This is a genomic window from Streptomyces sp. NPDC085944 (genome assembly GCF_040686295.1).
In the GTDB taxonomy this organism is placed as follows: domain Bacteria; phylum Actinomycetota; class Actinomycetes; order Streptomycetales; family Streptomycetaceae; genus Streptomyces; species Streptomyces salinarius.
Window position 1 is genome coordinate 20,674 of the sequence record NZ_JBFBJX010000003.1, and the last position, 23,151, is coordinate 43,824.

Sequence of the window (23,151 nt, forward strand, 5' to 3'; positions counted from 1 at the left end):
CGAGCCGGGAGCCGGGAGCCGGGAGCCGGGAGCCGGGAGCCGGGAGCCGGGAGCCGGGAGCCGGGAGCCGGGAGCCGGGAGCCGGGAGCCGGGAGCCGGGAGCCCCCGGGGGGCGAGACGCCCCACCCCGAGGCCGGGTACGGGCCCGTCCGCGCTCCGGTTCCGTCCGGTGTGACGATCGGTTGATCCGATCAGGGGATGTGCCCGCCGCGCTCCGCCGGGAACGTCGCAGAGCGTGAACTAGGCTCGGGAAACGCCCGAACCGGGCTTCCGGCGGGCACCGGCGTGCGGTGGGATCGGGAGTGTGGCCCGTGACGGATCAGGCGGTGGACACGGACGGCGTACGGCTGTCTCAGGACCCTGCTGAGGAGAGCGGGTTCCTCGGCCGCACCCGGGAGCTGAAAGAGCTGCGCGCCGACATCGAGCGCGCCGGCCTCGACACTCTCTCCGGCCGCAAGGCCCCCCGCGCGCGCGTGCTGCTCATCGCGGGCCGACCCGGCTCGGGGCGCACCGCACTCGCCGAGGAGCTGGCCGCACAGGTCGCGGACGCCTACCCCGACGGCGTCCTGCGGGCCAGGCTGAGCGAGCCGGACGGCACCCGCGTACCCGTCGCACACCTCGCCCGGGACCTGCTCACCGAGCTGGACCGCACCGCCCCGCCCGGCGCCGACGAGGACGACCTGACCGAGGCCCTGCGGGCCGCGCTCGCCGACCGCAGGGTTCTGCTCCTGCTGGACGCCGTCGCCGACGCCGAGCAGGTCGACGCGCTGCTGCCGGACACTCCGGACTGCCTGGCCGTCGCCGTGGCCGAGGGCCCGCTCATCGGCATCGCGGACGTCCGCCCCTGCACGCTGGGCGGCTTGGACACCAAGTCGGCGGTGGAGCTGCTGTCCCGCCACACCGGCTCGGTCCGCATCACCGTCGACCCCCGGGCCGCCGAACAGCTGGTCGAGCTCTGCCAGGCCCAGCCCGCCGCCCTGACCCTGGCCGGCGGCTGGCTCGCGGCCCGCCCCCAGGCGGCCGTCGCCGACCTGGCCAAGCACCTCCACGCGGAGGCCGAGGAAGGCAGCGCGCTCGACCGCGTCTTCCGCCTCGTCCACGCCTCCCTGCCCGGCACCGCCGCCCGGATGCTGCGCCTGCTCTCCCTCGCCCCGGCCGGCCTGGTCGACCCGCACACCGCCTCCGCGCTCGCCGGCTGCTCGGTGAACGGCGCCCGCACCACCCTGGACGACTTCGTCGCCCTCGGTGTGCTGCGCGCCGCCGACTCGCCGCTGCCCGAGTACGAGGTCCCCGGGTGCCTGCACGAGCGGCTGACACGCCTCGCCCGCAAGCACGAGCGGCCCGCCGAGCTGCAGCTGGCCCGCGCCCGCATGCTGGAGCGGACGGTGCGCCTGCTCCAGTCCTGCCGGGCGGTCACCGAGACCGACAGCCCGCAGGCCCGGGAGAAGCTCCTCGCCACACCGCGCGACCTGCGCTTTCCGCACCCCAGGGCCGCCGCCGACTGGCTGCGCGCCCGGCGTCCCGCCCTGCTGGCGGCGGCCCGCCTCGCGGTCGCCGACGGGGAGCTGGACACCCTCGCCCGCCGGCTCATGTCCCAGCTGGTGCGGGCCGTGGTCGCGCACTTCGGCACCCAGGCGGCCGCCCCCGACCTGTACGGCGTCCACCGCCTCGTCCTCGACGTGGCCGAGCGCCGCGAGCTGCCCCGGGAGAAGGCGGCGGCCCTGCTGAACCTGGCCGACCTGGACGCCCGTACCGGCCGTACCGCCGAGGCCCTGGTGCGCTACCGGGCCGCGCTGGACGCCGGACGCGAGGCGAACGACCCCTACGCCACCGGCCGCGCGATGGAATCCGTGGGCGGCGCCCACCTGGAGCTGGGGGACTACGACCGTGCCGCCGACTGGTTCGGCCGGGCCCTCGCCCAGCGCCTCGCCCGAAACGAGCGCGCCGACGCGGCCCGGGTCTACGGCCGCATCGCCACCGCCCACACCTACGCCGGACGCTATGGCGAGGCGGTGCGGTCCTGGCGGGCCGCCATCGCCGGGTACCGCAGGACCGGCGACGTGGCCGCGCACGCGCGGGCGCTGTCCGAGCTGGCCCGGGTCCAGGAGTACGCCGGGCGCCCCGAGGAGTCGCTGCGTACCTGTCAAGAGGCGGTCGACTGGGCCCGCCGGGCCGAGGACGACCGGCTCCAGGCCGCGCTGCACCTGCGGCTCGCCGACACCCTCGATCGGCTCGGCGATCCCACCGCGGCCGGGCTGCAGCGGAGCGTGGCCGAGCGCATGTTGAGGGAAGATCCCGCAGACGCCTGCGAAATCCGTAGCGCAGAGTCTGAAGATTAATGCTTTGAAAGGCTAGACAGAGGGAACGCCTTCATTAGACTGGCTCTGCCGCACTTTCTCCTGCGGTCTGACCCGGTGTGCCCGCGTTTGAGCGGGTATGCCTTGTAATAACCCACCCTCTGAGCCAAGGACCGTGATCCACGTGAAGGTCGGCATCCCCCGCGAGGTCAAGAACAACGAGTTCCGGGTGGCCATCACCCCCGCCGGCGTGCACGAGCTGGTGCGCCACGGTCACCAGGTCGTCGTCGAGCGCGACGCCGGCGTCGGCTCCTCCATCCCCGACGAGGAGTACGTGGCGGCCGGCGCGCGGATACTCGACACCGCCGACGAGGTCTGGGCCACCGCGGACCTGCTCCTGAAGGTCAAGGAGCCGATCGCGGAGGAGTACCACCGCCTGCGCAAGGACCAGACGCTCTTCACCTACCTGCATCTGGCCGCCTCCAAGGAGTGCACGGACGCGCTCGTCGAGTCCGGCACCACCGCCATCGCCTACGAGACGGTCGAGCTGCCAAGCCGCGCGCTGCCGCTGCTGGCCCCGATGTCCGAGGTCGCGGGCCGGATCGCCCCGCAGGTCGGCGCCTACCACCTGATGGCCCCCAACGGCGGGCGCGGCGTGCTGCCCGGCGGCGTGCCCGGCGTGACCCCCGCCAAGGCCGTCGTCATCGGCGGCGGCGTCTCCGGCTGGAACGCCACCCAGATCGCCGTCGGCATGGGCTTCGACGTGACCCTGCTCGACCGCGACATCAACAAGTTGCGCGAGGCCGACAAGATCTTCGGCACCAAGGTCAAGGCCGTCATGTCCAACTCGTTCGAGCTGGAGAAGGCCGTCCTCGACGCCGACCTCGTCATCGGCGCGGTGCTCATCCCGGGCGCCAAGGCCCCGAAGCTGGTCACCAACGAGCTGGTCTCCCGCATGAAGCCGGGCAGTGTCCTTGTCGACATCGCGATCGACCAGGGCGGCTGCTTCGAGGACTCGCACCCGACCACGCACGCCGAGCCGACCTTCAAGGTCCACAACTCGGTCTTCTACTGCGTCGCCAACATGCCGGGCGCGGTGCCCAACACCTCCACCAACGCGCTGACCAACGCCACGCTGCCCTACATCGTCGAGCTGGCCGACCGCGGCTGGGTCGAGGCGCTGCGCCGCGACCCCGCGCTGGCCAAGGGTCTCAACACGCATGACGGCAAGGTGGTTTACCGCGAGGTCGCCGAGGCGCACGGCCTGGAGTATGTCGACCCGGCGACTCTGCTCGCCTAAGTCGTCAAACGGCAAAGGCGATACGTCAACAGGCGTCGTCAACCCCGCACACCCGGCCGGACCTTGCCCGACAAGGTCCGGCCGGGTGTGTGTATGGTCACTTTGCGATTCTCGGTCAACTCGCCTCGAACGTAACGCTTCAACCGATTCGCGCACCGGTGAAACCTGCTGTGCGACGGCCGTACGCCCTTGACAGAGGGATGTTCCATTGCCGACACAGCGGGCCGGGTCCGGCGGATTGTGTTGCTGCGGACGGCCGACACGCCATAGAGTCGCCGAACGTCGGCATGGTGCCACGCTGACCTGTCTAGAAGTTCCCTGGTCACCAAGGAGGTAAGACGACTTGTGAATGAGTCGACATTTACTCCCGGGGGTGGTCAACCAGGAATGCCGGCACGGACCAGCGGTCCCGGGCGTCTCGAGGCTGTCGGCTCCGTAGCTGTACGCACCTCCGCAGCCGACCACCACAGTCCGCAGGCAACTCGGACAGCACACATGAGTATGGATGGCCAACACGTGAACGCCATGGCCGGCGACGGAAGTGGCGCGCCACGCAACCACTTCGCCGACTACGACGAACTGCCCGAGGGGCACTTCTACGACCCGGACGCGGAGTACGAACCGGATCCCGAGTACGCCGCCACGCTCGCGCCCGACGCGGCCCGACAGCGCCGCGAGCGCATCGGCCCGACCGGACGCCCGCTGCCGTACTTCCCGATCCCGGGCCCGCTGACCGAGCACGGTCCCGCCAAGATCATCGCTATGTGCAACCAGAAGGGCGGCGTGGGCAAGACCACGTCGACCATCAACCTGGGTGCCGCGCTCGCCGAGTACGGGCGCCGGGTGCTGCTCGTCGACTTCGACCCGCAGGGCGCGCTGTCGGTCGGCCTCGGCGTCAACCCGATGGAGCTCGATCTCACCGTCTACAACCTGCTCATGGAGCGGGGCATGGCGGCCGACGAGGTGCTGCTGAAGACCGCGGTCCCCAATATGGACCTGCTGCCCAGCAACATCGACCTGTCGGCGGCCGAGGTGCAGTTGGTGAGCGAGGTCGCGCGCGAGTCCACGCTGCAGCGGGCGCTCAAGCCGCTGATGGACGACTACGACTACATCGTCATCGACTGCCAGCCCTCGCTCGGCCTGCTCACGGTCAACGCGCTGACCGCCGCGCACAAGGTGATCGTGCCGCTGGAGTGCGAGTTCTTCGCGCTGCGCGGTGTCGCGCTGCTGACCGAGACGATCGAGAAGGTCCAGGAGCGGCTCAACCCCGACCTGGAGCTCGACGGCATCCTCGCCACGATGTACGACTCGCGCACGGTGCACAGCCGTGAGGTGCTCGCGCGGGTCGTCGAGGCGTTCGACGACCACGTCTACCACACGGTCATCGGACGTACGGTCCGCTTCCCGGAGACCACGGTCGCCGGTGAGCCGATCACCACGTACGCGTCCAACTCCGTCGGTGCCGCCGCCTACCGCCAGCTCGCCAGGGAGGTGCTCGCCCGGTGTCACGCCGAGTGAGTCTGCCGGGGGCCGACGAACTCTTCCGTACGACAGGGGGAATGGCGCTCCAGGCGTCCACCCCGCGGCGACCGGCGGGCGGCGAGGGCCGGGTGCCGGCCCCGGCGGGGGAGAGCGACCAGGCCGCCGCCGAGGACGCACCGCAGTCGGTGCCCGCCCGGGGTGGGGACGGCGAGGGCGCGGAACACGCCGCGGCGGACGCGGAGCCGGGCTCGGCGGGCGAGTCGCGCACCCGGGGCACGGAGCGCTCCGCGCGGGGATCCGGGCCCGGCACGGGCGCGCAGGAAGGTTCTGCCGCCCCCGGCGCCGACCGGCCCCGCAAGCGCGGCCGGGCCGCTGCACGGCGCCCCAGCGGGCGTGAGCGCCACGACGAGAAGATCACCGTGTACGTCTCCGCCGAGGAGCTGATGGACCTGGAGCACGCCCGCCTGGTGCTCCGGGGCGAGCACGGCCTGGCCGTGGACCGCGGCCGCATCGTCCGCGAGGCCGTCGCCGTGGTCCTCGCCGACCTGGAGACCCGCGGAGACGCCAGCATCCTCGTACGACGGCTGCGCGGGCGGTAGCGGTAGCCTGCGGGGGCCATGACCTCGAACGACGTCCCCCGCCCCGGCCGCACCCCGCGCGCCGGCCGCAGACGTGCGCTGGGCCGGGGGCCTCGGTCACCGGCGGCTCCGCCGGTGACCGAGGGTGCGCCTTTCGGTACCGGCACTTCCGGTGCGGACGCCGCCCAGCAGGACCTTCGGCCCGGACCGGCCCCCGCGCCGTCCTGGGCACCGGGTGCGGAGGAGCGGGAACCCGGGACTTCGGGCCCGGGGCCCCAGGGAACGCCTGGGGCGGCGTCCGGGACGGAACCGGATTCGTCAGAGCCAGGAGTGGGCTCGGCGACGGAGCCGACCGCCACGGACGCACAGGCGCTTGCCGCGCCGGAACGGGCTCCCGGGGAAGCGGACCGAGAGGGTTCCGAGCCGGTCGAGCGGCCGGTCCCGGCGACCGGGACCACCGCTCCGGCCGACCCGACCGGGGCACGGACGCGCGCGGGCGCGTCCGTGCCCGCCGGGCCGGAGTCCGGAGCCGGTCACCGCGACAGCACGCCGCACACGGACGGGGAACCCATGGCCGCCGGGCCGGGGGAATCCCCCCGGAACGGCGGTGAGGAGGCCTCCGGAGGGCGGGGCGAAGGCGGCGGCGGAACGGTGGACGGGCCGGCCGGTGCGGCCGACGACGGCGGGGCGGTCGGTGACGGCGGGGCGGCCGACGACGGCGGGGCGGTCGGTGACGGCGGGGCGACCGGTGACGGCGGGGCGACCGGTGACGGTGTCTTCAAGGTGCGGCTCGCCAACTTCGAGGGGCCGTTCGACCTGCTGCTCCAGTTGATCTCCAAGCACAAGATGGACGTCACGGAGGTCGCCCTGTCGAAGGTGACCGACGAGTTCATGGCGCACATCCGGGCGATGGGGCCGGACTGGGACCTCGACCAGACCACCGAGTTCCTGGTGGTCGCGGCGACGCTGCTCGACCTCAAGGCGGCCCGCCTGCTGCCCGCCGCCGAGGTCGAGGACGAGGCCGACCTGGCCCTCCTCGAAGCCCGCGACCTGCTCTTCGCCCGCCTGCTCCAGTACCGCGCGTACAAGCAGATCGCGGAGATCTTCAACGACCGGCTGGCCGCCGAGGCCCGCCGCCACCCCCGTACCGTCGGCCTGGAAGCCCACCACGCCGAGCTGCTGCCCGAGGTCGTCATCAGCATCGGCTCCGAGGGCTTCGCCAAGCTCGCCGTGAAGGCGATGCAGCCGAAGCCCAGGCCGCAGGTGTACGTCGAGCACATCCACGCGCCCCTGGTCAGCGTGCAGGAACAGGCCGGGATCGTCGTCGCGCGGCTGAGGGAACTGGGCGAGGCCAGTTTCCGCGTGCTGGTCCAGGACACCGAGGACACCCTGACCGTCGTCGCCCGCTTCCTGGCCCTGCTGGAGCTGTACCGGGAGAAGGCCGTCGAGCTGGACCAGGAGACCGCCCTCGGCGACCTGCTGGTGCGCTGGACCGGCGGCGACGGGGAGACGCAGCCGGTGGTGACCGACGAGTTCGACCGGCCGCCCGAGGCGCCGAAGGAGGAGCAGAAGGCGTGAGTGAATCAACCACCGAGGCCCCGGACCAGCCGGACGGCGTCGCCGCCCTGGACCTCAAGCCCGCCCTGGAGGCCGTCCTCATGGTCGTCGACGAACCCGCGACCGAGGAGCAGCTGGCGAAGATACTGCAACGGCCCCGGCGGCGGATCGCCGACGCCCTGCGCGAGCTGGCCGACGAGTACGCCGTCCAGGGGCGCGGCTTCGAGCTGCGCCTGATCGCGGGCGGCTGGCGCTTCTACAGCCGTCCCGAGTACGCAGCCGCCGTCGAGGGCTTCGCCCTGGACGGCCAGCACGCCCGCCTCACCCAGGCCGCCCTGGAGACCCTCGCCGTCGTCGCCTACCGCCAGCCGGTCAGCCGCAGCCGCGTCTCCGCCGTCCGCGGTGTGAACTGCGACGGCGTGATGCGCACCCTCCTGCAGCGCGGGCTGGTCGAGGAGGCGGGCACGGAATCCGAAACAGGTGCGATCCTGTACGTGACGACGAACTACTTCCTGGAGCGGATGGGCCTGCGCGGCCTGGACGAGCTCCCGGAGCTCGCGCCCTTCCTCCCGGAGGCGGAGGCGATCGAGGCCGACACACTGGAAGGGGTCCCGTCGTTCGATCCGGACGCCCCGGATGCCGGGGACGCAGACGACAAGACGGAATTTTGATGCGAAGCAGCAGCGGCAGGAACAGCAGCGGAAACAACGGCGGGAGCCGTGGTGGCAACAGCGGCGGCCGCGGCGGGAGCAGCGGGGGCCGCGGCAACTACCGCGGCGCCGGCAACAACCGCGACGACAAGCAGGGCGGCCGTCCCAAGAAGCCGCGCCCGGAGGAGCGGCGCTACGACGTGGGCCCCGGCGCCACGAAGGACGGTCCGAAGTCGGGCCGCGGCCCCTCGGCCCGGGGCGGCGCCAAGGGCGGCCCGAAGCGGCCCCAGCAGCGCGGCCGCAGCGCGCCCGCCACGTCCCGCGAGTACGAGACGCGGGCGGAGGAGCGCAACCGCGAGCGGTACGCCGGGAAGAAGGACGTCAAGCTGCCCAAGACCTTCCCGGGTGCCGAGCAGGAGGGCGAGCGGCTGCAGAAGGTCCTCGCACGCGCGGGCTACGGCTCCCGGCGCGCCTGCGAGGAGCTGATCGAGCAGGCCCGGGTCGAGATCAACGGCGAGATCGTGCTGGAGCAGGGCCGCCGCGTCGACCCCGAGAAGGACGAGGTCAAGGTCGACGGCCTGACCGTCGCCACGCAGTCGTACCAGTTCTTCTCGCTCAACAAGCCCGCCGGTGTCGTCTCCACCATGGAGGACCCGGAGGGTCGCCAGTGCCTCGGCGACTACGTCACCAACCGTGAGACCCGCCTCTTCCACGTCGGCCGGCTCGACACCGAGACCGAGGGCGTCATCCTGCTCACCAACCACGGCGAGCTGGCCCACCGCCTGACCCACCCCCGGTACGGCGTGAAGAAGACCTACCTCGCGCACATCGTGGGCCCGATCCCGCGCGACCTCGGCAAGCGTCTCAAGGACGGCATCCAGCTGGAGGACGGGTACGCGCGCGCGGACCACTTCCGGGTCGTCGAGCAGACCGGCAAGAACTACCTGGTCGAGGTCACGCTCCACGAGGGCCGCAAGCACATCGTCCGCCGGATGCTCGCGGAGGCGGGCTTCCCCGTCGACAAGCTGGTGCGCACCGCCTTCGGCCCGATCACGCTGGGCGACCAGAAGTCGGGCTGGCTGCGCCGGCTGTCCAACACGGAGGTCGGGATGCTGATGCAGGAGGTCGACCTCTAGGTCTCCAAGGGTTGTTCCGAGCGCCCGCCATCTTTATAGTCCTAATGACTATTAAGGGGGTGGGCGCTCCGTGCACGGCTACGACAAGCACGCTTTCGAACCCTTCGCCGTCACCGTCGACCTAGCCGTCCTCACGCTCCGCGCGGGCGCGCTGCACGTGCTGCTCGTCGAGCGGGGACAGGAACCGTTCGCGGGACGCTGGGCGCTGCCGGGCGGCTTCCTGCTGCCCGAGGAGTCGGCGGAGACGGCGGCCCGCCGCGAGCTGGCCGAGGAGACCGGTCTGGCGGACGTGACCGGGCTGCACCTGGAGCAGCTGCGGACCTACAGCGAGCCCGACCGCGACCCCCGCATGCGGGTCGTGTCCGTGGCCTTCGCCGCGCTGCTCCCGGACCCTCCCGAGCCGCACGGCGGCGGTGACGCGGCCGAGGCCCGCTGGGTGCCCTACGACGAGGCCCGCGGCCTCGCCTTCGACCACGACCGGATCCTCGCCGACGCCCGGGACCGCGTCGGCGCCAAGCTGGAGTACACCTGCCTGGCCACCGCCTTCTGCCCGGCCGAGTTCACCCTCGGCGAGCTGCGGCAGGTCTACGAGAGGGTGTGGGGCACGGCCCTGGACCGGCCCAACTTCCGCCGCAAGGTCCTCGCCACCCCCGGCTTCGTCGAGCCCGTCCCGGGCGCCGCCCGCCTCACCGGAGGCCGCGGCAAGCCCGCCGCCCTGTACCGCGCGGGAACGGCCACCACCCTGCACCCACCGCTGCTGCGCACTCCTCGGGAAGGACGCCCCGCATGACCACGACCCCCGGCACCAAACGCGCCGCCACCGGAGCGCTCATCGGCCTCGCCCTCGGCGACGCGCTGGGCTTCCCCACCGAGTTCAACGACGTGCCGTCGATCCTCGCCAAGTGCGGCCCCTGGCGGGAGATGGAGCTGCCCCGGCCGGCCATCGTCACCGACGACACGCAGATGACGCTGGCGCTGGGGAAGGGGATGCGGACGGCGACGGACCGGGGCGTCCTGGCACCCGAGGCGATGACCGAGCCGGTCCGGCAGGAGTTCATCGCCTGGAACCGCTCGCCCGACAACAACAGGGCCCCCGGCAACACCTGCCTGCGCGCCTGCGACCTGCTGGAGCGCGCCGACCGCCCCTGGCAGGACGCCAGCCAGATCCACTCCAAGGGCTGCGGCGCCAACATGCGCGTCGCCCCAGTCGGCCTGGTCCCCGGCCTCAGTGACGAACAGCGAGCGGGTGCCGCCCAGCTGCAGTCCGCGCTCACCCACGGGCACCCCACCGCGCTCGCCGCCTCCGACCTCACCGCACACGCCGTACGACTGCTGGCGGAGGGCGCCGAGCCGACCGGCCTGGTCGGGCTGCTGCGCTCGTACGCCTACGACAACCGCACCCGGTACCACGAGCGCTGGCTCGGCGACCTGTGGAGCCGTGCCCAGGACCAGACGCCCGAGCACTTCATCGCGCGCGGCTGGGACGAGTGCCTGGCGACACTCGACCGGCTCCAGGAGGCGGTGCGCACCGTCTCGCCCGAGACCGACCCCTGCCTGGCCGTCGGTCAGGGCTGGATCGCCGAGGAGGCCGTGGCGGCCGGGCTGCTCTGCTTCCTGCTCTTCGTCGACGAGCCGCTCACCGCCTTGCGCCGCAGCGCCTGCACCTCCGGCGACTCCGACTCCATCGCCTGCCTCGCGGGCGCCTTCGCGGGCGCGCACCTGGGCGCCGACGCCTGGCCGGCCGACTGGGCCGACCGCATCGAGTACCGGGGCGACCTGCTGGCCCTCGGCGCCCTCTGGGACGCTTGAGCCCATGATCGACGCCCTCGACATCGACCTGGCTCCGGTGGTGGCCGAACAGCCCTTCCCGGTGCTGTTCGCCACCGTCTCCGGCGCCCACCTCTACGGCTTTCCCTCCCGCGACTCCGACCTCGACCTGCGCGGCGTCCACCTGCTGCCCGCCGCCGACCTGGTCGGGCTGCGCGAGCCGGAGGAGACGCGGTCGCGGATGTGGGACCGGGACGGCGTCGAGATGGACCTGGTCACGCACGACCTGCGCAAGTTCGTCCGACTGATGCTCCGCCGCAACGGCTACGTGCTGGAGCAGCTGCTGTCGCCGCTGGTCGTGCACACCACCGACGCGCACCGGGAACTGGCCGCCCTGGCGCCGGGGGTCCTCACCAGCCACCACGCCCACCACTACCGGGGGTTCGCGGGCACCCAGTGGCGGCTGTTCGGGAAGACCGGCCAGCTGAAGCCGCTCCTGTACACCTTCCGGGTGCTGCTCACCGGCATCCACCTGATGCGCACCGGCGAGGTGCAGCCCCACCTGCCCACCCTCGTCGAGGAGACCGACACCGCTTTGGGGTACCTGCCCGAGCTGGTCGCCGCCAAGGCCGAGCGCGAGCACGGGGACGCGGACGTCGACCACGCGCGCGTGCGGGCCGACGTGGAGCGGCTGCACGCCGTGCTGGACGAGGCCCAGGCCGCCTCAGCGCTTCCCGGCGCCCCGGCCGGGTACGACGCCCTGCACGACTTCGTCGTACGGGCCCGGCTGGAGCGCTGAGGTTCGGCGGGTGCGGATCAGGAAGTCCTCCACGCGGCGCCGGTCCGGCTCCTCGGGGAGCGGGCTGTGCCGGGTCGCCTCCTCGCCCTCCCGCGCCAGGAGGTTCATCCGCGCCTCCACCTCCGGCCACGGCACCTCGCCGCGTTTCACGGCTAGCAGTGGCTCCCGCCTCTCGCCGACGTCGATCGTCAGGACGCCCGTGCGCAGCAGGTCGCGGGCGCTGGTCAGCAGCCTGAGCAGGTGCATCGCGTGCTTCCAGCGCGGGGCGCCGTGGGTGCGCACGTCGGCGTCGAGCTTGCGGCGCTGGCCGTACGCGTAGCGGGTGAAGGTCTCGTAGGCCCGGCGGGAGAGGAACGCCTCGCGGAGGGAGAGGAGTTCGCGGCCGGTGTCGTTTACCGACTCCACGAGCGGGGAGTGCAGGCACTCCAGGATGTTCGGGTTCGCGCGCAGGGCCAGTTCGCAGAAGCGCTCCAGCTCCCAGCTGAACTGCTCCTCCCCGGGGCCCTCCACGTGCGTGGGCGGCTTCTCGAAGCGCCAGTACAGCGCGGTCGGCGCGAGGAAGACGCCCCGGCGGTCCGTGTCGCTGTCCTCCGTCGCCAGACCGAAGGCGCGCGAGCCCATGACGCAGGAGTAGATCGTGTGGTCGCGGACCAGGGTCTCGTGGTTTCCGGGGGGTTCGGAGCGCATGGCGGGAGCGTACGCGGGCGGCTCACGCCAGGCGGATCGAATTTCCCTCCACCGTGATCCGCTTCCCGGGCAGCGGCTTCGTCGCCGGGCCTTGGACGACCGAGCCGTCGGCGACGGCGAACCCGCTGCCGTGGCGGGCGCGGTCGATGGTGCCGTCCCGCGCGTCCGAGACGATGCAGCCCTGGTGGGTGCAGACCGCCGAGAACGCCTTGAACTCGCCCTTCCGCGGCTGGGTCACGACGATCTTCTCCTCGGTGAGGACCTTGCCGCCGGCGATCGGGACGTCACCCGTCCGCGCCGGCTCCCGGCCCGGCGAGGCGGCCGAGGAGTCGTCGTCGCCTCCGCCGGCGCAGCCCGCGCGGAGCGCCGCCGCGCCCGCGTCCGTGCGGCGGAGGACCGTACGGCGGCTCGGGGTGTGGGTCATGTCGCAACTCCGGGGGAGAGGGCTGCCGGGCGGTGCGGCCAGCGTCTCAGGGGACGGGCGCCCCGGGCCGGTACGCGGCGGCCTGACTAGGCTGGACGGACCAAGAACCGATACACACGTCAGCAACACCGGCAGCATCAGCAACGTCAGCAAGGAGCATCGCCGTGGCGGTACGAGCGGTCCGGGGCGCCGTCCAACTGGAACGGGACGAGGCCGGGCACATGGACGAGCGGGTCGCGGCCCTGCTGACCGCCCTCATGGAGCGCAACGGCCTGACGGTCGACGACCTGATCAGCCTGTGGTTCACCGCCACCCCCGACCTCCACAGCGACTTCCCGGCCGCTGCCGCCCGCGGGCTCGGCATCACCGACGTGCCGCTGATCTGCGCCCAGGAGCTGGACGTCGAGGGCGCCATGCCGCGCGTCGTGCGTGTCCTCGCCCACATCGAGTCCGACCGGCCCCGCGCCGACGTCGCCCACGTCTACCTCGGCGCCGCCGCGGCCCTGCGCAAGGACATCGCCCAGTGAGAACCGCACTCGTCATCGGCACCGGCCTCATCGGCACCTCCGCCGCCCTCGCCCTCAGCGCGCGGGGCGTCACCGTCCACCTCGCCGATCACGAGCCCGAGCAGGCCCGCACCGCCGCCGCGCTCGGCGCCGGCACCGACGAGGCCCCGGACGGGCCGGTCGACCTCGCGATCGTCGCCGCACCGCCCGCCCTGGTGGCCGACGTCCTCGCCGACGCCATGGCCCGCGGCGTCGCCCGCGGCTACCTCGACGTCGCCAGCGTCAAGGGCGGCCCCCGGCGGGAGCTGGAGGCGCGCGGGCTCGACCTGTCGGCGTACCTCGGCACCCACCCCATGTCCGGCCGGGAGAAGTCCGGCCCGCTCGCCGCCACCGCCGACCTCTTCGAGGGCCGCCCCTGGGTGCTGACCCCGACCCGGGACACCGACACCGAGGTGCTGAACCTCGCCCTGGAGCTGGTCTCGCACTGCCGCGCGGTGCCCGTCGTGATGGACGCGGACGCCCACGACCGCGCCGTGGCCCTCGTCTCGCACATGCCCCACCTGGTCTCCAGCATGGTCGCCGCGCGCCTGGAGCACGCCGAGGAGGCCGCCGTACGGCTGTGCGGGCAGGGCATCCGCGACGTGACCCGGATCGCCGCCTCCGACCCCCGGATGTGGATCGACATCCTCTCCGCCAACCCGGGCCCGGTCGCCGACCTGCTCACCGACGTCGCCGCCGACCTGGAGGAGACGGTACGCGCGCTGCGCGCCCTGCAGTCCTCCGACGAGGACAAGCGCCGCGAGGGCGGCACCGGGATCGCCGAGGTGCTGCGGCGCGGCAACGCCGGGCAGGTCCGGGTCCCCGGCAAGCACGGGTCGGCGCCGCGGGCCTACGAGACGGTGGCCGTCCTCATCGACGACCAGCCCGGCCAGCTGGCCCGCATCTTCGCGGACGCGGAACGGGCCGGGGTCAACGTGGAGGACGTACGGATCGAGCACGCGACCGGGCAGCAGGCGGGCCTGGTGCAGCTGATGGTCGAGCCGAAGGCCGCCGCCCTCCTCACGGCGGCCCTGGAGGAGCGGGGCTGGGCGATCCGGCAGTGAGCGCGGGGCGCCGGACGCCTGTCGGAGGGCTCGCCAAGGCCCGGTAACCTTGTGCGGGACGTGTTCGCGTCCCGCACACCACCCACCGCACCGCACCAGGAAGGTGTCCCCCTGTGGAAAACGGCGCCGCCCCGACCGCCCCGGCCGTGATTGTCGCCATCGACGGCCCCTCCGGCACGGGCAAGTCGAGCACGTCGAAGGCCGTCGCCTCCCAGCTCGGCCTGAGCTACCTGGACACCGGTGCCCAGTACAGGGCGATCACCTGGTGGATGGTGAGCAACGGGATCGACACCGACGACCCGCACGCCGTCGCCGCCGCGGCCGGCAAGCCCGAGATCGTCTCCGGCACCGACCCGGCCGGCCCCACCATCACGGTCGACGGCGTGGACGTGGCCGGCCCGATCCGCACCCAGGAGGTCACCTCCAAGGTCAGCGCGGTCAGCGCCGTACCGGAGATCCGCGCCCGGATCACCGAGCTGCAGCGCTCCATCGCCGCCGCCGCGCCGCTCGGCATCGTCGTCGAGGGCCGCGACATCGGCACCACCGTGCTGCCCGACGCCGACCTCAAGATCTTCCTCACCGCCTCGGCGGAGGCCCGCGCAGCCCGCCGCAGCGGCGAGCTGAAGGGCGCCGACGTCAACGCCACCCGCGAGGCCCTGATCAAGCGGGACGCGGCCGACTCCAGCCGCAAGGCCTCCCCGCTGGCCAAGGCCGGCGACGCGATCGAGGTGGACACCACCGCCCTCACCCTGCCGCAGGTCATCGAGTGCGTCGTCACCCTCGTCGAGGAGAAGCGGGCGGGCAAGTGACCGCATCCTCCGCAGCGCCCGTCCCCTCGGAGAAGGGCGCCGAGGTCGGCCGGCGCATCGGCGTCGGCCTGATGTACGGGCTGTGGAAGCCGCGCGTGCTCGGCGCCTGGCGGGTGCCCGCCACCGGCCCGGTGATCTACGCCGTCAACCACGCGCACAACATCGACGGCCCGATGGTCATGGGCGTGGCGCCCCGGCCGACGCACTTCCTGATCAAGAAGGAGGCGTTCGTCGGCCCGCTGGGACGCTTCCTGACCGGCATCGGCCAGCTGAAGGTGGACCGCCACTCCACCGACCGCACGGCCATAGGGCAGGCGCTCGGTGTGCTGGCGGACGGCGGCGTGCTCGGCATCTTCCCGGAGGGCACCCGGGGCGAGGGCGACTTCGCCTCCCTGCGTGCCGGGCTCGCCTACTTCGCGGTGCGCAGCGGCGCCCCGATCGTCCCGGTCGCGGTGCTGGGAAGCACGGACCGTCCCGGACGGTTGATAAAGGCGCTGCCCCCGCTGCGCTCCCGGGTCGACGTCGTCTTCGGCGACCCCTTCGACGCGGGCGACGGCAGCGGGCGGCGCACCCGCAAGGCACTGGACGAGGCCACCGAGCGCATCCAGAAGCAGCTCACCGCGCACCTGGAAAACGCCAGGCGCCTCACCGGGCGCTGAGTGACACTTGAGTAGTGGATCACCCGGTACAGGGGTGTCCCACCGATCACCACGATGAACGAGGTACGGACTTCATGAACGACCACATCCACCCCGAGGGCTCGGGCGAGGAGCACGACCACGGGGCGCTCGGCGACGCCGAGTACGCGCAGTTCATGGAGCTGGCCGCCGAAGAGGGCTTCGACATCGCGGACGTCGAGGGCGCCATCGAGGAGGCCGGGCACGGCCCGCTGCCCGTCCTCGCCGTCGTCGGCCGCCCCAATGTCGGCAAGTCGACCCTCGTGAACCGCATCATCGGCCGCCGCGAGGCCGTCGTCGAGGACAAGCCCGGCGTCACCCGCGACCGCGTCACCTACGAGGCCGAGTGGGCGGGCCGCCGTTTCAAGGTCGTCGACACCGGAGGCTGGGAGCAGGACGTCCTCGGCATCGACGCCTCCGTGGCCGCGCAGGCCGAGTACGCCATCGAGGCCGCCGACGCCGTCGTCTTCGTCGTGGACGCCAAGGTGGGCGCCACCGACACCGACGAGGCGGTCGTCCGGCTGCTGCGCAAGGCCGGCAAGCCCGTCGTGCTGTGCGCCAACAAGGTCGACGGCCCCAGCGGTGAGGCCGACGCCTCCTACCTGTGGTCGCTGGGCCTGGGCGAGCCGCACCCGGTCTCCGCGCTGCACGGCCGCGGCACCGGCGACATGCTCGACAAGGTCCTGGAGGCCCTGCCCGAGGCCCCGGCGCAGACCTTCGGCACCGCCGTCGGCGGCCCGCGCCGCATCGCCCTGATCGGCCGCCCCAACGTCGGCAAGTCCTCCCTGCTGAACAAGGTGGCCGGCGAGGAGCGCGTCGTCGTCAACGAACTGGCCGGCACCACCCGCGACCCGGTCGACGAGCTGATCGAACTGGGCGGCGTCACCTGGAAGTTCGTCGACACGGCGGGCATCCGCAAGCGCGTCCACCTTCAGCAGGGCGCCGACTACTACGCCTCGCTGCGCACCGCCGCCGCCGTCGAGAAGGCGGAGGTGGCCGTCATCCTCATCGACGCCTCCGAGTCGATCTCGGTCCAGGACCAGCGGATCGTCACCATGGCCGTCGAGGCGGGCCGCGCGATCGTCGTCGCCTACAACAAGTGGGACACCCTCGACGAGGAGCGCCGCTACTACCTGGAGCGGGAGATCGAGACGGAGCTGGGACAGGTGGCCTGGGCGCCCCGGGTCAACGTCTCGGCGCAGACCGGCCGGCACATGGAGAAGCTGGTCCCCGCCATCGAGACCGCCCTGGCGGGCTGGGAGACTCGGGTCCCGACCGGCCGCCTGAACGCCTTCCTCGGCGAGCTGGTCGCCGCCCACCCGCACCCCGTGCGGGGCGGCAAGCAGCCGCGCATCCTCTTCGGCACCCAGGCGGGCACCAAGCCGCCGCGGTTCGTGCTGTTCGCCTCCGGCTTCATCGAGGCGGGCTACCGGCGCTTCATCGAGCGCCGGCTGCGCGAGGAGTTCGGCTTCGAGGGGACGCCGATCCATATCTCCGTGCGGGTGCGCGAGAAGCGCGGTGCGAAGAAGAAGTAGCGCGTACGGCTACGACGGGAAGCAGCGCGTACAGCCAAGGGAGAGGGCGCCCCGCTCGGGGCGCCCTCTCCCTTGGTCGTACGGCCGCTGTACGGCGGTCAGGTGCCGGACCGCGGAGCCGGTGGCAGCGCGGCCGGGACGTGGTGCGTGCCGCCGACGCGCTGCCACACCGACTGCTGGCCCACGCGGGCGCTCTGGGCCCCCGCGCTGTAGGCGCTGTAGGCGCTTCTGCCGCGCGGGATGCTCCGGAAGGCCGTGAATCCCAGCTCCTCCTCACCGCTGCGATCGCCGGGCAGCGATCGGAAGGACCGGACGTACTCGGCGTAGAGCGCGTCGTAGATCGGCGTGGCCGAGGGGCCGCCGTGGCGGTGGAAGGCGTCGTATGCGTACACGTATGTCCAAACGACCTCGCGCGGGAAGGGATGCGGCCCACGGGACGGCCGTTCGGCGGCCGTGTGACGGGGCTCAGGTCCCTGCCAGCGGCAGCGCGGCCGCGACCAGCTGTCCGTTCGCCGCCGCCTTGTCCAGCGCGTCCCGCAGCAGGTCCTCGCGCGGCTGCCGGCCGATCGACCCGACGGGTGCCGCGAACATCAGCACCTGCTGGTGCTTGTTGGCCGCCGTGCGCCAGCCCTCGGTGACCTGGAGCGGCTGGTGTGCCTGCCACCAGGCGACCGGCCGGCCGCCGTTCGTCCCGGGCTGGAGCACCGCGTGCAGCTGGCCCATCGCGAGCAGCACCGACCAGCCGTGCAACACGGCCGGCGCGGTCGACAGCTCGGTGACCGGCATGAAGCCCTGCTCGATCAGCAGCGGCAGGAAGTCGTCGCCGGAGCCCACCGTGCCGGGCCGCGCGATGGGCGCCGTCGGCTCCACCACGAGGGCCGGGTGCAGCTCCCCGGCGATGAGGATCAGTCCGCTGGTCACCCCGAGCACGGCCTGCTCGGGGGCGGCCTTCTCGGGTGCGGCGGGAGCGGGCTCGGAGCGGGCCTGGTCGGCGCTGATGGACCGCACGGCCCCCTGCAACTGCTCCTCGGTGACCTTGACGACCTGCGAGGGCAGGCAGCCGGCGTGGGCGAAGGCGAGCACGGCGGTCTCGTCCCCGATGAACAGGACGGTGCTGGTGCGCTCCTGCTCACAGTCGCCGGGAGTGCGGCAGGAGGTGCAGTCGTAGCTGCCCGGGGCGGACTCCCCGGCCAGCAGGCGGTCGGCTTCTTCGTCGCCGATCTCGGCGCGTACGTCGTCGCTGACGTCGAGCATGCGCGGCACGGGTGGCTCCCTCGGGATGCGGTCGTGGCCGGACCGGGTGGCTCCCGGGCCGTGATCCGGGCGGGTCCCGGCTCATGCAAAGACAACGGGCGATCCGTGGCGGGAGTCACGCCCCGTGGCCGACGGAATCGAACCATGCGACCCACCCGGTCCTCCGGGCGCCACGACCGTCGCCGCGCCTCCAAGTCGGCTGCCGTGAACAGGGGTTGAGTCGACAAGGCAGCTCTCGTCTGCCTGCCCGTGAGTCGACAAATCATGAAATCAGCGAATGAACAGGGTGACTGGAAATGGTTGTTGCCGAGCGGTCGCCCCGGTCGTGACCACATCGCAATCGGACACGGACAACCAGAAGGCGGGGTTCCGGGTCTAACCGGACGACGACAAGCCCATGGGAGGAACCGCACCGCATGACGACGCCGGCCCCGCCGGCCGCCCCGCTGCGCGCCGACTGCATCGGCGACTCCGCGGGCGGTCTGACCTTCGACGTCGCCGCGCGCGGAAACTCCGGGGCGGCCCTGCTCATCCTGCGCCGCCGCGGCTCCGACGAGGCCGCCGACGCCGCCGGGGACACGGTGAGCCTGCCGCTCGCCCCGGCGGCGGAGGGCCGGCTGCGCGCCGCGCTGCCCAGCAGCGTGTCCCTTCCCGAGGGCCGCTGGGACGCCTACGCCCGCCTCTCCGACGGCGAGCCGCGGCGCCTGGTGCCCGGCGTCACCGATCTGCGCCCCCTCGCCGACCGCACTCCCAGCGGGCTGCTCGGCCACGTCGCCGTCCGCATCCCCTACGCCACCCGGCAGGGCAACCTCACCGTCCGCAGCTGGCTGCGCGCCCCGCACGCCGAGGCGGTGGACCTGCGCCTCGCCGGCAGCGGTTTGACCGTACGCGGGCGGGTCTACGGCACCCAGCTCGTGCCCGGGGCCGACGCGGAGCTGCGCGCCCGGCCCGGTGACGGAGGAAGCGGCCGGGACGGCGGCGGCGTGCGCCGGGTGGAGGCCGTCGCCGAGCGGACCGAGTTCGCCTTCACGGTCCCCTACGACGGCCTGGCGCCGGGCGTCTGGGACCTGTGGCTGCGGCCCGCCGGTGACCACGGCCCGGCGGTGCGCCTCGCGCGGCTGCTGGACGACGTCGCCGACAAGAACCCGGTCTTCACGTTTCCCCGCGCCCGCGTGCGGACGCCGCACGGTCCCGTGGAGGCCGGGCCGTACTACACCCGGGACAACGATCTGTCGCTCGCCGTCGCCGCGCTGGACGCCTGACGCCGCCCGAAGCCGGACCGTGCGGGATGCGCGGGACGGGACCGTCCGTGTGTCCGATGTTCGATTCGTGTAAGCGATCCGCGAGCCCTTCCGCACGGCGCGCGGAAGTGTGTTCGGGAGTGTTCGGGCGTGAAATGCGGAGTGCCGCCGGGCCGGCCCGTGCGCCTTTTCCGCTCACCTATTCGACGGAGTGCGGCGACGCGTGAGAATTCACCTGGGCGGTCTCCGGAACTCGGGCGAAACCATCCGTCCGTGTGAACGCGTTCCAACAAAACGCGCATCATGATCCTGTGACAGAAATGTGACCGTAGGTGCACCCGTGACCCGTGTTACCGGCGTGGGCTTCCCCGCCGCCGGGGCAGGGCATAGCGTGGCGGCATGGCACCGATTCCGACCCCACCGGCCGAACCCCAGGACAGCCCGGACACCTACGTGGGCCTCGATTCCGGCGCGGCCGAACGGCTGGCGCGGGAGCGGGGCTGGTCGACGGTGCGGTCCCTGGCGCCGGGCACGGTGATCACCATGGAGTACCGCGTGGGCCGCCTCAACTTCGAGGTGAAGGACGGCCGGGTCTCCCGGGCCTGGAAGGGCTGAGACCCGCCTCACGCGTCCCCGACGGCACGCTCAGCCGCCCGACAGGGGGCGTGCGGCCGGGGCCGAGCTGCGCGGGTGGCGGTCGGCGTGCGGCGGCCGACGGCTGCCGGCCGGGGTCACCGGCGGACGGTCCGAGCGGGCCGTGTGCGGGCCCGGCGCCAGGTGGGCCGGGGCACGGGCGGCACGGGGCGCGGCGACCGGCTCGCGGGCCGGTGTCTTCGCCGGGCCGGAGCCCGGCGGCGTGAGGGCGACGGGCCGGGCGACCGGCAGCCGCCGCGCTGTCCTCCGCCGGCCGCGGCGGGCGTACCAGCGGTCGCGCAGGCCGAGGATCCACGCCTCCGCACGGGTGATCAGCGGCTCGAACCACGGGAGCGCCAGCAGGATCAGCAGCCCCGCCGCCCAGCCCAGGAGCACGTCGCTGAGCCAGTGCGTGCCGAGGTAGACGGTGGACATGCCCACCCCCAGCGAGGTGACCGCGGACAGCGCGGACAGCCAGCGCCGGGCACGGTGCGTCGAGGCCAGGTAGGCGAGGATGCCCCAGGTCACGACGGCGTTCGCGGTGTGACCGCTCGGAAATATATCGCCGCCGAGCCACATCTCGTTGGCGCCGATCGTGGTCGCGTAGTGGGGTCCGAGGCGGCCCATGCCGTACTTGGCGGCGCCGACCGTGACGTTCAGCAGCAGCAGCGAGACCCCGAGGGCCAGCAGCGGACGCAGCGTGTGCTGCCGCCAGGAGCGCCAGCCGAGCCAGGCCGCGACCATCACGGCGGTGGGTCCGCGCTGGCCGAGCACCACGTAGTAGTCGACGAACGCGTGGATCTCGGGCCACTGCTGGTAGGGCCGGAAGAACATGACCTGCCAGTCGAGCCGGACCAGCCACGAGGTGATCACCACGGCCCACACGATCGCGAGGTAGAACGCGAGGGTTCCGGCGAACAGCGCGAACCTGTGCCGGGACATCTCCGGCGCGTCCAGGAGCTCCGGTCGTTCCGGCTCCCGGTCCAGTCTCGCGAACACCCGGTCCAGACGGGTGGGCTTCCGTTCGGTACGCACCCAATCGACGTTACAGCGAGTGAGGAGTGATCTCTGACGAATCAACGGCTTTGTGATGACGATGTGATGTGGGATTCCTCTCAGCAGGTGCCCTATTTCCGGGTAATCCGCAATCCGGGTTCGGCCGTGGACTTCAATTCCTTTGATCTGTCCGGTCGGCGGTTTTATCGTGCTTATGAATGAGTTCACCGAATGCTGGTACGGAATTGCCCCGGCGGTCATCGGGCGGCACCCCGGCCGGCCGGGGCGGCCCCGAGCGCCGGCCGGGGCGGCCCGGAGCGCCGGTCAGGGCGGCCCGGAGCCGTTCAGCCAGAACGCCCCGTACACGGCGGACACCACCGCGACACCGCACACGACCGCCGCCGACCTGCCGGTACGCGGCCGGGCCAGGGCCACGGCCAGGGGGAACAGCAGCGGGAACGCGGGCAGCAGCAGCCGGGGCTTCGAGCCGAAGTAGCTCGACGCGCACAGGGCGAGCACGGTGACGATCCCCGCGTACACCAGCAGCGGGAGCGGCTGGCGCTGCCGTACGCACACCACGCACAGCCGGGCCAGCAGCACGACCGCGACGATCAGCCCGACGCCGGCCAGGGCCGCCGGGAACGAGGTGAACTTCCCGGCGACGAAACGGGCGAAGGCCACGCCCCCGTCGAAGCCGTTGCGCCAGCCGGCCTGCACGTCGAGGTAGCCGAACGGGCCCTTGCCGGTGCGGTGGCCGACCCACAGGACGTAACCGGCGGCGCCCAGGGGCGCGATCAGCATGCCCAGCACCCGCCGGACGCCGCGCCCGCCGTCCGTACCGTCCTCGCGCCGGTCGCGCACGTACGCCGCGATCGCGGCCGCCCACACCGCCGCCGCCACCGCGAGCCCCACCGGGCGGGTCAGCCCGGCCAGCGCGGCCAGCGTTCCCGTCGTCACCCAGCGCCCCGTCAGCACCGCGTACAGCGACCAGGCGGCCAGCGCCGTGAACAGGGACTCGCTGTACGCCATCGACTGCACGATCCCGACCGGCAGCGCGGCCCACAGCAGCACCGCGCAGACGCCCGTGCGGGGGCCGTACAGGTGGTCCGCCACCGCGAAGATCCCCCAGGCCGCGGCGAGCGAGGCGAGCAGGCTCACGACGAAGCCCGCGTCCGCGTACGACAGCGGGGAGACGGCCGCGCCCAGCCGCTCCAGCCAGGGCAGCAGCGGGAAGAAGGCCAGGTCGGAGTGGACGTCGCCGTTCGGCAGCCGCACCTCGTAGCCGTATCCCAGCTCGGCGACCCTGGTGTACCAGAGGGAGTCCCAGCGGGCCGTGAGCAGCGTGTACGCGCTCTTGTCGCGCGCGGCGCTCCACACGGCCAGGGCGAGCAGGCCCAGGGCGCGTACGGCGGCGTAGCCGAGGAGCGCCGGGGCGGCCCGGCGCAGGGCGCCGGACGGACCCGGGGCGCCGAGGCGGCCCGCGGTGCGCGTGTCAAGATCGGTCACGGACTCGATTATCTGCCGGGCGCGCGGGCCGCCGGTCCGCCGGGCGCGCGGGACGGCGGCCGCAGTGGCGCACGCCACACGGGTGAGGCGGGATGTGTGAGGCCTGCCACGTGTGCATCGCACGGTCTGGCGTACTCTGGCGAATCACTCGCGTTCCGTTGCACGGCCCGGAGCCCCCGCTCCCCTCCGGCCGAGCCGCAGGGGAGTCCCCACC

23 protein-coding genes are annotated in these 23,151 nt (G+C 73.0%); 17 read left to right on the forward strand and 6 right to left on the reverse strand.

Going from position 1 to position 23,151, the window contains the following annotated elements:
* Positions 1-311: 311 nt before the first annotated feature.
* From AB0P07_RS06350 to AB0P07_RS06395, 10 genes are all read left to right on the forward strand, one after another.
* Positions 312-2,339 (forward strand): tetratricopeptide repeat protein, encoded by a 2,028-nt coding sequence (locus AB0P07_RS06350; RefSeq protein ID WP_365545944.1) that lies wholly within the window; start codon positions 312-314, stop codon positions 2,337-2,339.
* A 142-nt stretch (positions 2,340-2,481) separates the two neighbouring features.
* Entirely contained in the window at positions 2,482-3,597 is a 1,116-nt protein-coding gene (ald, locus tag AB0P07_RS06355) for an alanine dehydrogenase (RefSeq protein WP_365547038.1), read from the forward strand.
* A 387-nt stretch (positions 3,598-3,984) separates the two neighbouring features.
* Positions 3,985-5,115 carry a ParA family protein gene (locus AB0P07_RS06360; RefSeq protein ID WP_078884777.1) on the forward strand — a complete coding sequence of 377 codons (1,131 nt, stop codon included), beginning with the start codon at positions 3,985-3,987 and terminating at the stop codon, positions 5,113-5,115.
* A 41-nt stretch (positions 5,116-5,156) separates the two neighbouring features.
* The gene (locus AB0P07_RS06365; RefSeq protein WP_365545947.1) at positions 5,157-5,678 is read left to right on the forward strand and encodes a hypothetical protein; all 522 of its coding nucleotides are present in this window, start codon (positions 5,157-5,159) and stop codon (positions 5,676-5,678) included.
* A 549-nt stretch (positions 5,679-6,227) separates the two neighbouring features.
* Positions 6,228-7,235, forward strand: a complete 1,008-nt coding sequence (locus AB0P07_RS06370) for a segregation/condensation protein A (RefSeq protein ID WP_365545950.1) — start codon at positions 6,228-6,230, stop codon at positions 7,233-7,235.
* Positions 7,232-7,885 carry an SMC-Scp complex subunit ScpB gene (gene scpB, locus AB0P07_RS06375; RefSeq protein ID WP_365545953.1) on the forward strand — a complete coding sequence of 218 codons (654 nt, stop codon included), beginning with the start codon at positions 7,232-7,234 and terminating at the stop codon, positions 7,883-7,885. The genes AB0P07_RS06370 and scpB overlap by 4 nt, the downstream gene beginning before the upstream one ends.
* Positions 7,885-9,000 carry a pseudouridine synthase gene (locus AB0P07_RS06380; RefSeq protein WP_073731048.1) on the forward strand — a complete coding sequence of 372 codons (1,116 nt, stop codon included), beginning with the start codon at positions 7,885-7,887 and terminating at the stop codon, positions 8,998-9,000. The genes scpB and AB0P07_RS06380 overlap by 1 nt, the downstream gene beginning before the upstream one ends.
* A gap of 70 nt (positions 9,001-9,070) precedes the next feature.
* On the forward strand, positions 9,071-9,790 hold the full coding sequence (locus AB0P07_RS06385; protein WP_365545956.1) for an NUDIX domain-containing protein: 720 nt from the start codon (positions 9,071-9,073) through the stop codon (positions 9,788-9,790).
* Positions 9,787-10,809, forward strand: a complete 1,023-nt coding sequence (locus AB0P07_RS06390) for an ADP-ribosylglycohydrolase family protein (RefSeq protein ID WP_365545959.1) — start codon at positions 9,787-9,789, stop codon at positions 10,807-10,809. The genes AB0P07_RS06385 and AB0P07_RS06390 overlap by 4 nt, the downstream gene beginning before the upstream one ends.
* 4 nt (positions 10,810-10,813) lie before the next feature.
* Complete coding sequence (locus tag AB0P07_RS06395) at positions 10,814-11,566, forward strand: nucleotidyltransferase domain-containing protein (protein ID WP_365545962.1); 753 nt, start codon at positions 10,814-10,816, stop codon at positions 11,564-11,566.
* On the opposite strand, the gene AB0P07_RS06400 is transcribed toward AB0P07_RS06395, so the two are convergent.
* Entirely contained in the window at positions 11,492-12,253 is a 762-nt protein-coding gene (locus tag AB0P07_RS06400; protein WP_365545965.1) for a nucleotidyltransferase domain-containing protein, read from the reverse strand. The genes AB0P07_RS06395 and AB0P07_RS06400 overlap by 75 nt on opposite strands.
* Before the next feature lie 22 nt (positions 12,254-12,275).
* Positions 12,276-12,677: a Rieske (2Fe-2S) protein gene (locus AB0P07_RS06405; protein WP_365545968.1), complete on the reverse strand. Its 402-nt coding sequence runs from the start codon at positions 12,675-12,677 to the stop codon at positions 12,276-12,278.
* A gap of 164 nt (positions 12,678-12,841) precedes the next feature.
* On the opposite strand from AB0P07_RS06405, the gene aroH reads away from it, so the two are divergent.
* The 5 genes from aroH to der all read left to right on the forward strand — a co-directional run bounded on the left by aroH (position 12,842) and on the right by der (position 17,307).
* A complete protein-coding gene (gene aroH, locus AB0P07_RS06410; protein WP_365545971.1) occupies positions 12,842-13,204 on the forward strand; it encodes a chorismate mutase in 363 nt (120 codons plus the stop codon).
* Complete coding sequence (locus tag AB0P07_RS06415) at positions 13,201-14,286, forward strand: prephenate dehydrogenase (RefSeq protein WP_365545974.1); 1,086 nt, start codon at positions 13,201-13,203, stop codon at positions 14,284-14,286. Before aroH ends, AB0P07_RS06415 begins: the two co-directional genes overlap by 4 nt.
* 113 nt (positions 14,287-14,399) lie before the next feature.
* Positions 14,400-15,095 carry a (d)CMP kinase gene (gene cmk, locus AB0P07_RS06420; RefSeq protein WP_365545976.1) on the forward strand — a complete coding sequence of 232 codons (696 nt, stop codon included), beginning with the start codon at positions 14,400-14,402 and terminating at the stop codon, positions 15,093-15,095.
* Positions 15,092-15,754 carry a lysophospholipid acyltransferase family protein gene (locus tag AB0P07_RS06425; protein WP_365545979.1) on the forward strand — a complete coding sequence of 221 codons (663 nt, stop codon included), beginning with the start codon at positions 15,092-15,094 and terminating at the stop codon, positions 15,752-15,754. Before cmk ends, AB0P07_RS06425 begins: the two co-directional genes overlap by 4 nt.
* Before the next feature lie 74 nt (positions 15,755-15,828).
* Positions 15,829-17,307, forward strand: coding sequence for a ribosome biogenesis GTPase Der (gene der / locus AB0P07_RS06430; protein ID WP_365545981.1), 1,479 nt, complete (start codon positions 15,829-15,831; stop codon positions 17,305-17,307).
* Between the two features lie 98 nt (positions 17,308-17,405).
* Here der and AB0P07_RS06435 read toward each other — a convergent pair whose 3' ends face one another.
* Together AB0P07_RS06435 and AB0P07_RS06440 are read right to left on the reverse strand one after the other, a co-directional pair.
* On the reverse strand, positions 17,406-17,699 hold the full coding sequence (locus AB0P07_RS06435) for a hypothetical protein (RefSeq protein WP_102931335.1): 294 nt from the start codon (positions 17,697-17,699) through the stop codon (positions 17,406-17,408).
* A gap of 73 nt (positions 17,700-17,772) precedes the next feature.
* Positions 17,773-18,570, reverse strand: a complete 798-nt coding sequence (locus AB0P07_RS06440; protein WP_102931334.1) for a hypothetical protein — start codon at positions 18,568-18,570, stop codon at positions 17,773-17,775.
* Positions 18,571-18,977: 407 nt separating this feature from the next.
* Between AB0P07_RS06440 and AB0P07_RS06445 the strand changes: the two genes are divergently transcribed.
* Both AB0P07_RS06445 and AB0P07_RS06450 read left to right on the forward strand, forming a co-directional pair.
* A complete protein-coding gene (locus tag AB0P07_RS06445; protein ID WP_365545984.1) occupies positions 18,978-19,823 on the forward strand; it encodes a hypothetical protein in 846 nt (281 codons plus the stop codon).
* A gap of 378 nt (positions 19,824-20,201) precedes the next feature.
* Positions 20,202-20,417, forward strand: a complete 216-nt coding sequence (locus AB0P07_RS06450) for an I78 family peptidase inhibitor (protein WP_054103246.1) — start codon at positions 20,202-20,204, stop codon at positions 20,415-20,417.
* Between the two features lie 30 nt (positions 20,418-20,447).
* Here AB0P07_RS06450 and AB0P07_RS06455 read toward each other — a convergent pair whose 3' ends face one another.
* Together AB0P07_RS06455 and AB0P07_RS06460 are read right to left on the reverse strand one after the other, a co-directional pair.
* Positions 20,448-21,470 (reverse strand): phosphatase PAP2 family protein, encoded by a 1,023-nt coding sequence (locus tag AB0P07_RS06455; RefSeq protein ID WP_365545987.1) that lies wholly within the window; start codon positions 21,468-21,470, stop codon positions 20,448-20,450.
* 285 nt (positions 21,471-21,755) lie between these two features.
* Complete coding sequence (locus AB0P07_RS06460; protein WP_365545990.1) at positions 21,756-22,937, reverse strand: glycosyltransferase family 39 protein; 1,182 nt, start codon at positions 22,935-22,937, stop codon at positions 21,756-21,758.
* Positions 22,938-23,151: the final 214 nt, after the last annotated feature.

Coding starts and splice junctions, on each gene's coding strand:
- AB0P07_RS06445 (WP_365545984.1), top strand. CDS start 18,978: ATGACGACGCCGGCCCCGCCGGCCGCCCCGCTGCGCGCCGACTGCATC.
- der (WP_365545981.1), top strand. CDS start 15,829: ATGAACGACCACATCCACCCCGAGGGCTCGGGCGAGGAGCACGACCAC.
- AB0P07_RS06360 (WP_078884777.1), top strand. CDS start 3,985: ATGCCGGCACGGACCAGCGGTCCCGGGCGTCTCGAGGCTGTCGGCTCC.
- AB0P07_RS06450 (WP_054103246.1), top strand. CDS start 20,202: ATGGCACCGATTCCGACCCCACCGGCCGAACCCCAGGACAGCCCGGAC.
- AB0P07_RS06370 (WP_365545950.1), top strand. CDS start 6,228: ATGGCCGCCGGGCCGGGGGAATCCCCCCGGAACGGCGGTGAGGAGGCC.
- AB0P07_RS06380 (WP_073731048.1), top strand. CDS start 7,885: ATGCGAAGCAGCAGCGGCAGGAACAGCAGCGGAAACAACGGCGGGAGC.
- AB0P07_RS06400 (WP_365545965.1), bottom strand. CDS start 12,253: ATGCGCTCCGAACCCCCCGGAAACCACGAGACCCTGGTCCGCGACCAC.
- AB0P07_RS06390 (WP_365545959.1), top strand. CDS start 9,787: ATGACCACGACCCCCGGCACCAAACGCGCCGCCACCGGAGCGCTCATC.
- AB0P07_RS06395 (WP_365545962.1), top strand. CDS start 10,814: ATGATCGACGCCCTCGACATCGACCTGGCTCCGGTGGTGGCCGAACAG.
- AB0P07_RS06365 (WP_365545947.1), top strand. CDS start 5,157: ATGGCGCTCCAGGCGTCCACCCCGCGGCGACCGGCGGGCGGCGAGGGC.
- AB0P07_RS06405 (WP_365545968.1), bottom strand. CDS start 12,677: ATGACCCACACCCCGAGCCGCCGTACGGTCCTCCGCCGCACGGACGCG.